This is a genomic window from Streptomyces sp. NPDC091649 (assembly GCF_044756785.1).
Classification (GTDB): Bacteria; Actinomycetota; Actinomycetes; order Streptomycetales; family Streptomycetaceae; genus Streptomyces.
This window is the reverse complement of record NZ_JBIVTR010000002.1, coordinates 481,298-494,998: the sequence shown is the minus strand read 5'-3', so window position 1 is coordinate 494,998 and position 13,701 is coordinate 481,298. Positions and strand designations below refer to the sequence as shown.

At 74.9% G+C, this 13,701-nt stretch carries 11 protein-coding genes and 2 pseudogenes; 10 read left to right on the top strand and 3 right to left on the bottom strand.

The features are described from left to right. Positions 1-363: 363 nt before the first annotated feature. The gene (locus ACIQMU_RS07480; RefSeq protein WP_352241350.1) at positions 364-1,368 is read right to left on the bottom strand and encodes an SEC-C metal-binding domain-containing protein; all 1,005 of its coding nucleotides are present in this window, start codon (positions 1,366-1,368) and stop codon (positions 364-366) included. A 212-nt stretch (positions 1,369-1,580) separates the two neighbouring features. Between ACIQMU_RS07480 and ACIQMU_RS07475 the strand changes: the two are divergent. From ACIQMU_RS07475 to ACIQMU_RS07460, 4 genes and pseudogenes are all read left to right on the top strand, one after another. Then, positions 1,581-2,349 (top strand): annotated as a pseudogene (locus tag ACIQMU_RS07475) (class E sortase). A gap of 280 nt (positions 2,350-2,629) precedes the next feature. Further along, complete coding sequence (locus ACIQMU_RS07470) at positions 2,630-2,962, top strand: DUF6412 domain-containing protein (protein ID WP_352241383.1); 333 nt, start codon at positions 2,630-2,632, stop codon at positions 2,960-2,962. 153 nt (positions 2,963-3,115) lie between these two features. Beyond that, positions 3,116-3,886: a YidC/Oxa1 family membrane protein insertase gene (locus tag ACIQMU_RS07465; RefSeq protein ID WP_352241351.1), complete on the top strand. Its 771-nt coding sequence runs from the start codon at positions 3,116-3,118 to the stop codon at positions 3,884-3,886. Positions 3,887-4,094: 208 nt separating this feature from the next. Further along, positions 4,095-4,955: a fumarylacetoacetate hydrolase family protein gene (locus tag ACIQMU_RS07460; protein ID WP_352241352.1), complete on the top strand. Its 861-nt coding sequence runs from the start codon at positions 4,095-4,097 to the stop codon at positions 4,953-4,955. A 172-nt stretch (positions 4,956-5,127) separates the two neighbouring features. On the opposite strand, the gene ACIQMU_RS07455 is transcribed toward ACIQMU_RS07460, so the two are convergent. Then, positions 5,128-5,607: a heme-degrading domain-containing protein gene (locus ACIQMU_RS07455; RefSeq protein WP_352241353.1), complete on the bottom strand. Its 480-nt coding sequence runs from the start codon at positions 5,605-5,607 to the stop codon at positions 5,128-5,130. Further along, the gene (locus ACIQMU_RS07450) at positions 5,604-6,728 is read right to left on the bottom strand and encodes a Gfo/Idh/MocA family oxidoreductase (RefSeq protein WP_402688415.1); all 1,125 of its coding nucleotides are present in this window, start codon (positions 6,726-6,728) and stop codon (positions 5,604-5,606) included. Before ACIQMU_RS07450 ends, ACIQMU_RS07455 begins: the two co-directional genes overlap by 4 nt. Positions 6,729-6,801: 73 nt before the next feature. Here ACIQMU_RS07450 and ACIQMU_RS07445 point away from each other — a divergent pair, with 73 nt between their 5' ends. The 6 genes and pseudogenes from ACIQMU_RS07445 to ACIQMU_RS07420 all read left to right on the top strand — a co-directional run. Beyond that, a complete protein-coding gene (locus tag ACIQMU_RS07445; protein ID WP_352241355.1) occupies positions 6,802-7,953 on the top strand; it encodes an ROK family transcriptional regulator in 1,152 nt (383 codons plus the stop codon). Positions 7,954-8,204: 251 nt separating this feature from the next. Beyond that, positions 8,205-9,536, top strand: coding sequence for a peptidase (locus ACIQMU_RS07440; RefSeq protein ID WP_402688414.1), 1,332 nt, complete (start codon positions 8,205-8,207; stop codon positions 9,534-9,536). A gap of 117 nt (positions 9,537-9,653) precedes the next feature. Beyond that, on the top strand, positions 9,654-10,424 hold the full coding sequence (locus ACIQMU_RS07435; protein ID WP_352241357.1) for a GntR family transcriptional regulator: 771 nt from the start codon (positions 9,654-9,656) through the stop codon (positions 10,422-10,424). Between the two features lie 264 nt (positions 10,425-10,688). Further along, a complete protein-coding gene (locus ACIQMU_RS07430) occupies positions 10,689-11,813 on the top strand; it encodes a TIGR03364 family FAD-dependent oxidoreductase (protein ID WP_352241358.1) in 1,125 nt (374 codons plus the stop codon). A 5-nt stretch (positions 11,814-11,818) separates the two neighbouring features. Then, entirely contained in the window at positions 11,819-12,565 is a 747-nt protein-coding gene (locus ACIQMU_RS07425) for a phosphonatase-like hydrolase (RefSeq protein ID WP_352241359.1), read from the top strand. Further along, positions 12,562-13,638: pseudogene (locus tag ACIQMU_RS07420) on the top strand (ABC transporter ATP-binding protein); the annotation flags it as partial. The gene ACIQMU_RS07425 and the pseudogene ACIQMU_RS07420, both read left to right, overlap by 4 nt. Positions 13,639-13,701 lie beyond the last annotated feature (63 nt).

Below are 13,701 nucleotides of genomic sequence, written 5' to 3'. Positions count from 1 at the left end.
CAGACACAAGATCAGCAGACACCCAGCAGATCCTGCCGACATGTGAACCACCTGCCAAGGGTTGCAACAAACTTCATTCTGAAACGATCAGTTAGGCCCTTGGTTGCGCTCCGTGCGCGCGCGGCGGCTTCGAGTGCGCTGTTGCGCTGGCCTGGCGGCTCGTACGGGTGGACACGCTCGGAGATGAAGGCCGGCCGTGCTCCTCGCTGCCGAAGACCTATGAATTGCCTCGGACCCGGTGGTCAGGGAGCCTTCCGGACGGCCCACCCCGGACCCCGCACCGGCCGTGCGTGGTCCCGGCCCCCTGCCCCCCGGGCCGTCGGCCTACGGGGTCCGACGGCCCGGGGCCCGGGACCCCGGGGTTCATGCCGCGTGGCATCCCCCGTACGTCTCTCCCGACCCGCACCAGCAGGCGGCCGTGCGGGACGGGGGCCAGGGGACGGCGCGGCCTCGGGCGGCGAGGGTGGTGGCGTACTGGGGGAGGAGGCCCGCGTCGGCCGGGGACGCGGCTTCGGAGGCGGCGAACGCCTCGTACGAGGGGACCGTCCCCGGCACGATGCCCAGGTTCGGGGTGCCCGCCGCGTGGAGGTCCCGCAGCGCGGTCTCCAGGCGGTCCAGGTGCGTGGCGTGGTCGACGTACTCGTCGGTCAGCGCCGGGTACGCGGTGAGCAGTTCGCGCAGTTCGTTCTCGGGCCAGTGCAGGACGGCGACCGGGAACGGGCGGGAGAGGGCGGTGCGGTAGGTGCCCAGTTCCGCGCGGAGGCGGGTGATCTCGGCCTTCAGCTCGACCGGGTCCGAGGAGCCCAGCGACCACAGGCGCTTGGGGTCGTGGAGTTCGTCCAGGGGGACCGGGGCCGTGTGCAGCGCGCCGGCCAGCTCGTCCCAGGCGTCGTGGTCCAGGCCCATGAGCCTGCGCACCCGGTGGCGGCCGGTCAGCAGGGACTGGAGGGCGTACGGGACCTCCTCGCCCGGGGTCAGCAGCAGGGTCAGCGCGGTCGAGAGGAAGTCGTGCGCCGACTCCAGCTCGTCGTGCGCTTCCAGGGTCTCCGCGGCCACCTGCCACGGCGCCGCGTCCAGCGGGCCCGCGGCACGGATGCCGTCGATGATCGCGCGGGCCTCGGCCTCGTGGCCGTACTCCCAGAGGTTGGCCGCTTTCAGGGCCTTGACCAGGTGCGGGTGGTCGACGGTGGCCTCGGGGGCTCCGAGCAGCTCGTCGTAGAGCGTGCTCGCGCGGGCGCGGTCGCCCGCGAGTTCCAGATGGGCCGCGGCCTGGAGGATCAGCGGTTCGTGGTCCTCGGGGTACTGCGCCGCGGTGCGGAGCAGACGCTCGGCTTCGGTGGTGTGGTCGGCAGGCGTGTCGGGGCGCATGGACCACACGGTACTGCCGGACGGTTACGGCGGGGAGGAGAGGGCGGGATGGGGCGGAGGCGGAGAAGCGGGAGAAGTCCGGAGACGGGAGAAGTCTGGAGAGTTGCGGGGTTTGCCCCTACCGTGCGCGCCATGCGGGAGAGGGGAAGCCGGTGCGGGTGCGGGGAGCCGTGGGGGAGCGGGGTTCCGGGCGGTGGTGCGGGCGCTCCGGGCTGCGGGTCGGTTTCGCGGGGGGCGGGGCGCCACGCCTCCTCGCCCGGGGGCTGTGGGTGTCCGCCGAACTCGTCGTGACCCTGGGCGTCGTGCTGCTGCTCCTCGTCGCCCATCAGCTGTGGTGGACCAACCGCGAGGCACGCGCCGAGGCCGGCCGCACGGTGCAGAGTCTGCGGCGGGAGTGGGACGAGCCGGTCCGGGACGCCGGCGCCGGCGCCGGCGGTGCGCGGAAGGGGAGCGCCGCCCCCTCGGCCCCCGGCCGTGTGTCGGGGTCCCCCTCCGCGCCGGACGCGCCGGACGCGGGGGGCTCCGCCGCCCGGGCCGGCGCCGTCACCCGGCCCGGCCCCCGCTGGGACCAGGCGTACGCCGTCCTGCGCGTCCCCCGGATCGGGCTCACCGCCCGACCGGGGGTACGTCGGGCACTACGCCCGCACCGCCCAGGCCGGGCAGGCCGGGAACTTCGCGCTCGCCGGCCACCGCAACACCCACGGCGAGCCCTTCCGGCGCATCGACCGGCTGCGGAGCGGCGACCGGATCACCGTCGAGACCCGGGACGCCGTCTACACGTACACCGTCGACAAACGCCTCGCGCGGACCGCTCCTTCGGACGGCGGCGTCATCGCCCCCGTACCGCGCAGCAACGTCACGACCTCCGCGGGCTGCAGCGCGCCCGGCTACTACCTGACCCTGACCACCTGCGCCCCCGAGTTCAGCTCCCGCTACCGGCTCGTCGTCTGGGGCAAGCTCACCGCGATGCGTCCGCGGTGAGGCTGCCGGACGCCTCCGGCCGCCGGCAGGGGCCCGCACGCCTCGTCGGTCGTGGCGCTGCTGGGCGGGCCGGCCCTCGCGGGACCAGCGGCACGGTCGCCCCCTCCCCCCACCGCTACGGGCGGTCCCTTGCCGTCGTCGCCTCGGCCGCCCTGGACCCACCGGTCATCGTGTATAACGAAGGGGAGTGCCGTCCGCTCCGCCGAACACATCCATGAACGCGACGCGCGGAACCCGCGAACGGTACGAGGGACGCTACGAGGGGCGGGAGGTGCACACCGTGCGGGACGCCAACGCTCTGCGCCGTGCCTTCGCCCGGCTGCTCCGGCCCGCCGGACTCCTCGTCCTCCTCCTCACCGAGGTCCTCCTCGCCGAGGGCGGCAGCCTCTCCGCGGCCGTGGCGCTCGCCGCCACCGCGGCCGCCGGCTCCGCACTCCTCGCCTGCTCCGTCATCAGCGCCCGCTGCGCCTCCCCGGTGCCCCGCACCCGGGTCCGTACGGCCATCAGGGACCGGGAGAAGCGCACCGCGTTCCTCCCGCAACGCGACCCCGACGCCCGGGGCCGCACCAGGCCCCGGGCACCCGGGCACGCCCTCCTGACGGCCGCCGCGTAACGAACCCCGCACGCCTTCCGTGCGTACGCGACCTCTCGCGTACGCACGTCCCGCACGGGCGGTGCGCGCCGCGCCGGTCGTCATGCCGAGTAACCACCCCGTACCTCCTCGCAGGTACCTCCCGGCACGACGAGACCCCCGGAGGGCTCACCCATGTCCGCCTTCATGTCCGCTTTCGCGAGCCTGGTCGGCTCCCTCGCCGATCTGCTCCAGCCGCTCTTCCAGACCGCGTCCACCGCCGCCGCGATCATCCTGTTCACCGCGCTCGTCCGGCTGGCCGTCCATCCCCTGTCGCGGGCCGCCGCGCGCGGGCAGAAGGCGCGCAGTCGGCTCCAGCCGCGGATCGCCGAGCTCCGCAGGAAGCACGGCGAGAACCCGGAGCGGATGCAGAAGGCGATCATGGAGCTGCACGCGGCCGAGAAGGTGTCGCCGCTCTCCGGCTGCCTGCCGAGCCTGCTCCAGATGCCCGCGTTCTTCCTGCTCTACCACCTGTTCTCCAGCAGCTCGATCGGCGGCGAACCCAACGCGTTGCTCCGCCACGATCTGCTCGGGGCGCCGCTCGGCGGGCGCTGGCACGACGCGCTCGCGCACGGCGGGGTGTTCGGCGGACAGGGTTGGGTCTACCTGGGGCTCTTCGTGATCGTCGCCGCCGTCGCCACCTTCTCCTACGGACGCACCAAGCGGCAGCTGGCCGCCGGCCCGATGACGCCCGCCGCCGGCCCCGACGGACAGGCCGTGCCCGGCATGGGCGCGATGACGAAGCTGATGCCGCTGCTGTCCTTCTTCACCCTGATCACCGCGGCCGTCGTCCCGCTGGCCGCCGCCCTGTACGTCGTCACCACGACCACCTGGACCGCCGTCGAGCGGGCCTGGCTGTACCGCGACATGCCGGTCGGCGGCGGCGCCTTGGCCGCGTCGGCGTGATCGGGACGCCCGCCGCTCGGGCCCGGGGCGGGCCCGACGCCGTGCCCGAGCCGGTTCGGGGCGCCGGCCGCCGCGACGTTCGGGGCGTCGGTCCAGTGTGTGAACGTGGTCTTGCGGAGTGATCGCATCTCTTGGACGATCAGCCAAGCCATCCGTCGGCCGCACCCCGCCGGAGGGCTCACCACCTCGACCAAGAGGAGTTGGACCGTTGAAGCTGCTTCGAGTGGGTACGGCGGGCGCCGAGCGCCCCGCCCTTCTCGACCGCGACGGGACTCTGCGTGATCTGTCGGGGATCGTCCCCGACATCGACGGCGAGCTGCTCGCCGACGCCTCCGCGCTCGCCCGGGTACGGGCGGCCGCCGAGGCGCCCGGGGTGCTGCCCGCCCTGGACGCGACGGGGCTGCGGACCGGCCCGCCCCTGGGACGCATCGGCAAGATCGTGTGCATCGGGCTGAACTACCACGACCACGCCGCCGAGGCGGGTGCGGAGATCCCGACGGAGCCCATCCTGTTCTTCAAGGCCCCCGACACCGTCGTCGGGCCCGACGACACGGTCCTGGTGCCGCGCGGCAGCCGGAAGACCGACTGGGAGGTCGAGCTCGCCGTCGTCATCGGGCGCACCGCCCGCTATCTGGAGACGGCCGAGGAGGGCCTCGCGCACGTCGCCGGGTACGCCACGGCACACGACGTCTCCGAGCGCGAGTTCCAGATCGAGCGCGGCGGCACCTGGGACAAGGGCAAGAACTGCGAGACGTTCAACCCGCTCGGCCCCTGGCTCGTCACCGCCGACGAGGTGCCCGACCCGCAGGCCCTGCCGCTGCGCCTGTGGGTGAACGGCGAGCTGAAGCAGAACGGCAGCACGGCCGAGCAGATCTTCCCGGTCGGCGAGGTCGTCCGCTACCTCAGCCACTTCATGACGCTCTACCCGGGCGACGTGATCAACACCGGTACGCCCGCCGGGGTCGCGATGGGGCAGCCCGAGCCGAAGCCCTACCTGAAGGCGGGCGATGTGGTGGAGCTGGAGGTGGAGGGGCTCGGCCGGCAGCGGCAGCAGCTCAAGGGGGCGTAGCGCCCCTCCCGCACCGGCGGGGCCGGGGCGCGCTGTCACGCGTACGAGGGCGCGGACGGGGCGCTGTCACGCGTACGGTGACGGCGCCCCGTCCGCGCACCGCCTGCCCGCCGCCGTACCCGCGCCCCGTTGGCGTTCGCCAACCGGCGCCCCGTTGGCGTACCGGTTCCGCTCAGGTCCCCGTCGTCGCCGCGAACTGCTCCAGCGCCTCGACCACCATCGCGTGGTCCTCGGCCTGCGGCAGTCCGGACACCGTGACCGTGCCGATCACGCCCGCGCCCTCCACCGCGATCGGGAACGAACCGCCGTGCGCGGCGTACGTCTCCGGGTCCAGCCGCGACGACTCCTCGAACGTGGTGCCCTTCGCCCGGAACCGCGCGCCGACCAGATAGGAGCTCTCGCCGTACCGCTCGACGACCTTGCGCTTGCGGTCGATCCACGCGTCGTTGTCCGCGCTCGAACCCGGCAGCGCCGCGTGGAAGAGCTGCTGCGCGCCCCGCCGGATGTCGATCGCGACCGGCGCGTGCCGCTTCCGGGCCAGCGCGACCAGCAGGCCGCCGAGCGCGTACGCGTCGTCGTGGCCGAAGCGCGGCAGGGTCAGCCGTCGCTCCTGGGCGATCAGCTCGGAGACGGTGGGGGATTCGGTGCTCATGCGCGCTGCCCCTCTGCGTCTGCGTCCTGGTGCGGGAGAAGGGTCACCGAGACGCCTTCGCGGGCCGAGCGGCGGGCGGCCTCCAGGACGTCCAGAGCGGCGGCGGCCTGTGCGGCGGTGACCGGATTGGGGCCGGTGCCGCGCACCGCCGCGGCGACGGCGGCGTAGTACGCGGGGTAGTCGCCGGGCAGCGTACGGACCGGGGCGCCGCCGCCGGTCAGCGGGGACTCGCCGGAACCGAGGCGGCCCCACAGCTCCTCCGGCTCCTCCCCCCACGGCTCACCGGCCACCGGGCGCAGGCCCTCGCGCAGGGCCGCCTCCTGCGGGTCCAGGCCGTACTTCACATAGCCCGCCTTCGAGCCCAGCACGCGGAAGCGCGGGCCGAGCTGGGCGGTGGTGGCGCTGACGTACAGGTGTGAGCGGACCCCGCCGGCGTGGGTGATCGCGAGGAACGTGTCGTCGTCCGCCGCCGCGCCGGGACGCCGTACGTCGGACTCGGCGTACACCTGGACCGCCGGGCCGAACAGCGCCAGCGCCTGGTCGACGACATGGCTGCCCAGGTCGTACAGCAGGCCGCCGATCTCCTCCGGGTCGCCCGACTCGCGCCAGCCGCCCTTCGGCTGCGGCCGCCAGCGCTCGAACCGGGACTCGAAGCGCTGCACCTCGCCCAGCTCGCCCTCGGCGATCAGCCCGGCCAGCGTGCGGAAGTCGTTGTCCCAGCGGCGGTTCTGGAAGACCGAGAGCAGCAGCCCGCGCTCCTCGGCGAGAGCGGCGAGGGTGCGCGCCTCGGCCGCGGTCCCGGCGACCGGCTTGTCCACGACCACCGGCAACCCGGCCTTCAGCGCGGCCGTCGCCAGCGGGACGTGCGTCTTGTTCGGGGTGGCGATCACGACGAGATCCAGCTCGTCGGCACGCTCCCACAGCTCGTCCGGCGAGGCGGCGAGGCGCACGCCGGGGTACGCGGCACGGGCCTCGGACCGGCGCTCCTCGTTCGACGTGACGACCGTGTCGAGGGCCAGGCCGCCGGCCGCGGACACCAGTGGGGCGTGGAAGACGGAGCCGGCCAGGCCGTAGCCGACGAGGGCGACGCGGAGGGGGGCGTCGGTGGCGTTGGGGGTCATGCGTTCCACTTAAGCAACGCTGTTGCCAAAGCGCAAGCGACCGGCACAATGGGACGGTGAACAGGAGTGAGCGGTGAACAGGAGCAGGACGAAGGCCCCGGCGGGGGTGAACCTCCCGGCGCTGCGCCACCACAACGCCGCGCTGGTGCTGGACCTGCTGCGGGCGGCCGGGGCGGACGGCATCAGCCGGCTGGAGCTGGCCGAGGGCACCGGCCTCACCCCCCAGGCCGTCAGCAAGATCACCGCCCGGCTGCGGGAGGACGGGCTGGCCGTCGGCGCGGGCCTGCGCCCCTCCACCGGCGGCAAGCCGCGCACGGTGCTGAGGCTGGTCCCCGACGCGCGGTTCGCCGTCGGGCTGCACCTGGACCGCGACGGGCTCACCGCCGTCCTGGTCGACCTCGCGGGCCGGCCGGTCGCGGTCACCCGCGCCCCCCTCGACCTCGGCGCTCCGGCGGATCGGGTCCTCGCGGACGCGGCGGACGCCGTACGGGACCTGTGCGCGGCCGAACCGCACAAACCGGTGCTGGGGCTCGGCGTCGCGGTCCCCGGCCCGCTGGACCACCGGGACGGCGTCCTGCACCGGGTCACCGGATTCCCTCGGTGGGACGGCTACCCGCTGCGCGCCGCCCTCGCCGAGCGGACCGGGCTGCCGGTGGTCCTGGACAAGGACACGAACGCCGCCGCCCTGGCCCTGGCCCTGTCGCTGGACGAACCGCGCGGCGACTTCGCCTACCTCCACGTCGGTACGGGGCTGGGCGCCGGCCTCGTCCTCGGCGGCGAGGTGCACCGGGGCGCGCGGACCGGGGCGGGGGAGTTCGGCCACCAGACCCTCCAGCTGGACGGCCCGCTCTGCGAGTGCGGCGGACGCGGCTGCGTCGAGGCGCTGTGCCTGGCCGCCGAGGCGCGCGGCGACCGGGCGGAGGCGGCCAGGGTCCTGGGCACGGGCGCGGCGAACCTGGTCGGTCTGCTCGACATCGACCGGGTGGTCCTGGGCGGCCGGACGGTGGCGGCCGACGAGGACGCGTACGTACGGGGCGTCCGGGCCGTGATCGAGGAGCGGGCCGCCCGGGGCGGGGCGGGCGCGGGTGTGGCCGTCACGGTCGCCCGGGGCGGCGACCGGCCGGTGGCGGAGGGGGCGGCGCAACTGGTGCTCGCGCCGGTGTTCGGACGGGTGGGGGAGCGGGCCGGGGAGGCGACTGGGCAGCGGGCCGGAGGGCCGGAGTAGGGGAGGGGTTCCGGCGCGGGCTTCCCGCACCGGGTTCCCGCACCGGGTTCCCGCACCGGGTTCCCCCACCGAGTTCCCGCACCGGGTTTCCGGGCTCCGGCCTGTCGGTCCGGCGGGAAGGAGTGCGGTCGGGTGATCCTATGAACGAAGTCGGCATGTCGACTCTCTGAGTCCGCGCGCGCGTGATGGCGTCGGAGGTCATCACCGGAGCCCCCGCCCCGGTCGTCCGCGAGCAGCGAAGGGTGACCCCCATGCCCCCCACCTCCGGCGCACGGCTGCGTGACGCCCGTGTGCTCGCCGCCCTCGGGCTGGCCGCCGGGATCACGGTTCCCGCCGCCCTCCTGGGCGGCCCGCAGGCCGGCGCCCTCCCTTCCGCCCCCGCCGCCTTAGCCGCCGACGAGCAGCCCGTCTGCGGTGACCCGGGCGCCAAGGACTTCCCGATCGACACCCGTATCCAGGGCGCCCCGGGCCGGTACGCCTCCGGCGGCGGCTACGGCACCTGGTTCCTCGACCTGACCAACACCACCGATGCGCCCTGCCGCGCCCTGCACCCGGTCCTCGTCCTCGCCGACCGCGACCGCAGGCTCACCTCGGACCAGATCCAGCTGGAGTTCTCCGAGCCCGGCCGCCCCGGGACCGAACACCGCGTCACCTGGGAGAGCACCGACCACGACGAGCAGATCGGCGTCTTCGGCGGCGACGCGGGCGACGTCGGCGACCCGGGGAAGAGGGGCGAGAAGGGCGAGAGGGGCGAGAAACGCGGGGGAGGGGGAGAAGAGGCCGAGAAGGGAACGTCGAGCGGCACCGGCACCGGCACCGGCACCGGCACCGGCTCCGACGACTCAGCCGACTCCGGCGAGGCGTTCCTCGGGTTCACCGTTCCCGCCGGAAAGACCGTGTCCGTACGCGTCCGGATGGCCTTCACCTCGGACACCGCCCCGGGCCCGGTCACCGCCCACGCCGCCGTCGTGCAGCGCCGCCACCAGGACAAGGCCAAGGGCGGCGGACGCGAGGACGGCGAGTGGGTGGGGGAGTCGGAGGAGTACCCCTTCGTGATCATCGACGGCGCCACGGGCGGCATCCGCGAGCCGGAACGCCCCCGGCCCGAACGTCCGCGGACGGAGAGCCCGCAGCCCGAGCGCCCGCAGCGGGAGAGTCCCGAGCCGGAAGGCCCGCGAGCGGAAGAGCCCCGTCCGGAGCGCACCGGCCCGGGCGCCGGTACCCGCACGGAGGGGCCCGGCGGTACCGACACCCGACGTACGGACCCCGGCGCGGACCAGGGCCCGTCCCCGTCCCCGGACCGCGACTCCACTCCCCGCCCGCCGACACGCCCTGCCGATGGGGACGAGCACGGCGATGGGGGAAGGGGCGAGAACGAGGGCGGAGGCGTGGCCGGGGAGGACCGTGGTGAGGGGCGGCGTCCCGGCCTCCCGCCCCGGGACGGTCCGGGGAGCCCGCTTCCCGAACTCGCCCGCACCGGCCCGGTGTCGCTGACCTGGACCGGGGTCACCGCCGGGGCGCTCCTGGTCGGCGGGGCCGCCCTCGTGCTGCACGCCCGCCGGCTCCGCCGCCTCACCGACTGAGGGGCGCCGCCGCACCCGCGCCCGCCGTACCCGCACCCGCACCGCGGGTACGGGTACGGCGGGTGCGGCCATGTGGCCCGAACCGGCCTGTTCACCCGCGTCTGCGACGATCGGGCCGTGGACTACCCGAACGACCAGGCACCTGGCGCACCGATCCGCTCCGGCATCCCCGAGCACGGCCGTATCCCGAAGTACTACGCCGTCAAGGCCCGTATCGCGGTGCTGCTGGACGAGTTGGGCGAGGGCGGGCTCCTGCCCACCGAGCGCGAGCTCGCCCAGCGGCACGAGGTCTCGCGCGAGACCGTCCGCCAGGCCCTGCGCGAACTGCTCCTGGAGGGACGGCTGCGCCGGCAGGGGCGCGGCACCGTCGTCGCCGGACCCAAGCTGGAGCAGCCGCTCTCCCTGGCCAGCTACACCGAAGGCGTCCGCCGCCAGGGCCGGCGTCCCGGCCGCCACCTCATCGGCCTGGACCGCTTCCCGTGCCCCGAGGCGCTGGCCGCCGAGATCGCGGTCGGGCGGGGCGAGCCGGTCTGGCACCTGGAGCGGGTGCTGCTCGCCGACGACGAACGCGTCGGCCTGGAGAGCACGTACGTCGGCGTCGCCCGCGTCCCGGACCTGGACACGGAGTTCGACCCGGACTCCTCCTTCTACGCCTACCTGCGCGACCGTCTCGGAATCGCCTTCGGGGACGCCGACGAGCGGATCGAGACCGTGCTCGCCACCCCCCGCGAGGCCCTGCTCGTCGGGACCCCGCCCGCCCTGCCGATGCTGCTGATCCACCGGCTGTCCCGGGACGCCGAAGGCCGGCCGCTGGAGCGCGTGCGGACCCTGTTCCGGGGGGACCGCTTCTCCTTCTCCACCCGTCTGCGAGGGGAGGAGCGGGGCTGAGCGCCCTCGCTCCCCGCCCCCGCCCCCGCCCCCGCCCCCGCCCCCGCCCCCGCCCTCGCTCCCCCCGCTTCCCTCGCTCCCCTCGCTCCCCTCGCTCCCTCCGCTCCGCTCCCCTCCCCTCGCCGCGGCTCGGCTCGGCTCGGCGCGCACCTCTCACTCGGATCACGGAGAGGTAACGGGTCTGGTCCAAACTTGCGGGGTCGTTCACCGTCCCGTCGGTGGACGGATGTGCGCGGGACACCCGCCCCGAGGAGCGTGGCCGTCGTGAGAGTCATCGTCGTAGGAGCCGGCGTGGTGGGAACCATGCACGCCTGGCACGCAGTCAGTCGCGGCCACGAGGTCGTACAGATCGAGCGCGAGAGCGAGGCGCGCGGGGCATCGCTCCGCAATTTCGGACAGATATGGGTCAGTGGCCGGGCCGGCGGGGAGGAGCTGGAAACCGCCCTGCGCGCCCGTGAGCTGTGGGAGGCCATCGGGGAGCGGGTGCCCGGGCTCGGCTTCCGGGCCTGCGGTTCGCTCACCCCCCTGCGTACCGCCCGCGAGGTCGCCGTCGCCGAGGCGGCCGTCGCCCGGCCCGACGCGGCGGCGCGCGGCTACCGGCTGCTCACCGCCGACGAGGCCCGTGTGCGCAACCCGGCCCTGCGGGGCGCGTTCGCCGCCGCCCTGTGGTGCGAGCGGGACGCGGCGGTCGAGCCCCGCACCGCCCAACTCGCCCTGAAGGAACATCTGCTGGCCGGCGAGCGGTACACCTACCTCGGCGGCCGTGAGGTGCGGGAGGTCGTCGGGACCGCCTCGGTGCGCGACGACCACGGCGACGTCCACACCGGCGACGCCGTGATCCTCGCGACCGGCGCCTGGCTCGGCGGGCTCGTCCGGGAACTCGCCGGGCCCGAACTGCCCGTGCGCCGCGTCCGGCTCCAGATGATGCAGACCGACCCCCTCGGCGAGCCCCTCACCACCTCCGTCGCCGACGCCGACAGCTTCCGCTACTACCCGGCCTACCGGGGCGAGGCGCTCGACGCCCTCAACGCCGGACAGCCCCAGGGCCCGGTCGCCGCCGAGCACCGCATGCAGCTCCTCATGGTGCAGCGCAGCGACGGGGGACTGACCATCGGCGACACCCACGAGTACGAGCACCCCTTCGCCTTCGACACCGTCGAGGAGCCCTACGAGCACCTCGCCCGGGTCGTCGAAGCCTTCCTCGGACGCCCGTTGCCGCGTGTCCGCCGCCGCTGGGCGGGCGTCTACGCCCAGTGCACCGACACCTCACGCGTCGTTCACCGGCAACAGGTGCGCGACGGTGTCTGGCTCGTCACCGGGCCCGGCGGGCGCGGCATGACGTGCTCCCCCGCCATCGCCGAAACGACCGCCGACCGACTGGGCTGGTGAACCACATGACCTCAGCGACACAGACCCCGAACGACGACCGGGCGAACAACCTCTTCGGTCTCGTCGTCCTCGACATGGCCGGAACGACCGTCGCCGACGGCGGCCTCGTCGAGCAGGCGTTCTCCGCCGCCGCGACACGCCTCGGCGTACGCTCCGGCTCAGACGAGCACGCCCGCCAACTCGACTACGTACGTGCCACCATGGGCGAGTCCAAGATCTCCGTCTTCCGGCACCTCTTCGCCGGCGAGGGCGGCGAGGGTGGCGAGGACAGGGCCCAGCGTGCCAACGCCGCCTTCGAGGAGGCGTACGGGGAGCTCGTCGACGGCGGCCGTATCGCCCCCGTACCCGGGGCCCGCGAGGCCGTCGAACAGCTCACCGCGCAGGGCCGCACCGTCGTCCTGACCACCGGCTTCGCCCGCACCACCCAGGACGCCATCCTCGCCGCCCTCGGCTGGCAGGACCTCGTCCCGCTCACCCTCTGCCCCGCCGACGCGGGCGGCCGGGGCCGGCCCTGCCCCGACATGGTGCTGGCCGCCTTCCTGCGCACCGGGGCCGTGGACGACGTCCGGGGGATCGTGGTGGCCGGCGACACCTCGTACGACATGCTCAGCGGCGTACGCTCCGGCGCCGGGATCGTCGCCGGGGTCCTCACCGGCGCCCACGACAAGGACCGGCTGACCCGGCACGGCGCGACCCACGTGCTCGGGTCCGTCGCCGAGCTGCCCGGCCTCCTCACGCGGGCCGAGGCGTGAGCGCCCCCGCCCCCGCCGCACCCAGCGGCATCCGCTTCGAGGGCGTCACTGTCGCCTACGGCGGGAACGTCGTCCTCGACCGGCTCGACCTCACCGTCGGGCCCGGCGAGGTGATGGCCCTCCTCGGGCCGTCCGGCTCGGGCAAGACCACCGCCCTGCGCGCCGTCGCCGGGTTCGTCCGGCCCGCCGCCGGGCGGGTGTTCCTCGGCGGCCGGGACGTCACCGCCCTGCCCCCGCACCGGCGGGGCATCGGCATGGTCGTCCAGAGTTACGCCCTCTTCCCGCACCTCAAGGTCAAGGACAACGTGGCCTTCGGGCTCAAGGCCCACCGCACCCCGAAGGCGGAGATCCCCGGCCGGGTCACCGAGGCCCTCGAACTCGTCGGCATGGCCGGGTACGCGGAGCGCCATCCGCGCGAACTCTCCGGCGGCCAGCAGCAGCGCGTCGCCATCGCCCGCGCGCTCGCCATCCGCCCCGGCGTCCTGCTCCTCGACGAACCGCTCTCCGCCCTCGACGCCCGGCTCCGCTCCGGAATGCTCGCCGAACTGGCTCGGCTGCACCGCGAGCTGCCGGACGTGTCCATCCTGTACGTCACCCACGACCAGGTCGAGGCCCTCACGCTCGCCGACCGGATCGCCGTCATGGACCGGGCCCGGCTCCAGGACTGCGGCACCCCTCAGGAGCTCTACCGCCGCCCGCGCACCGAGTTCACCGCCTCGTTCGTCGGCAACGCCAACCTGCTCCCGGTGACGGTCGCCGGTGAGGGAGCCGTCGAGTTCGGCGGCCACGCGCTCACCGTCCCCACCGACACCGCCGCCCCCGGCGCGACGGCCACCCTCTGCGTCCGGCCGCACCTGGTCGGCCTCGGCGACGGGCCCAACGCGCTCACCGGCAGCGTCACCGAGGTCCAGTGGCGCGGCTCCACCCACCGCGTCCACGCCGACGTCGACGGCCACCGCCTCATGGCCGACCTCCGCGAACTGCGCGACCCCCCGGCCCTCGGCGCCTCCGTCACCCTGCACTTCGCCCCCGAGGACGCGGTGCTGCTCCCAGCGGGGACAGCGGGGACAGCGGAAACGACGGGGACAGCGGGGACGGCGAAAGCGGCGGGAGAGGCCGGACCGGCGGGAGAGGCC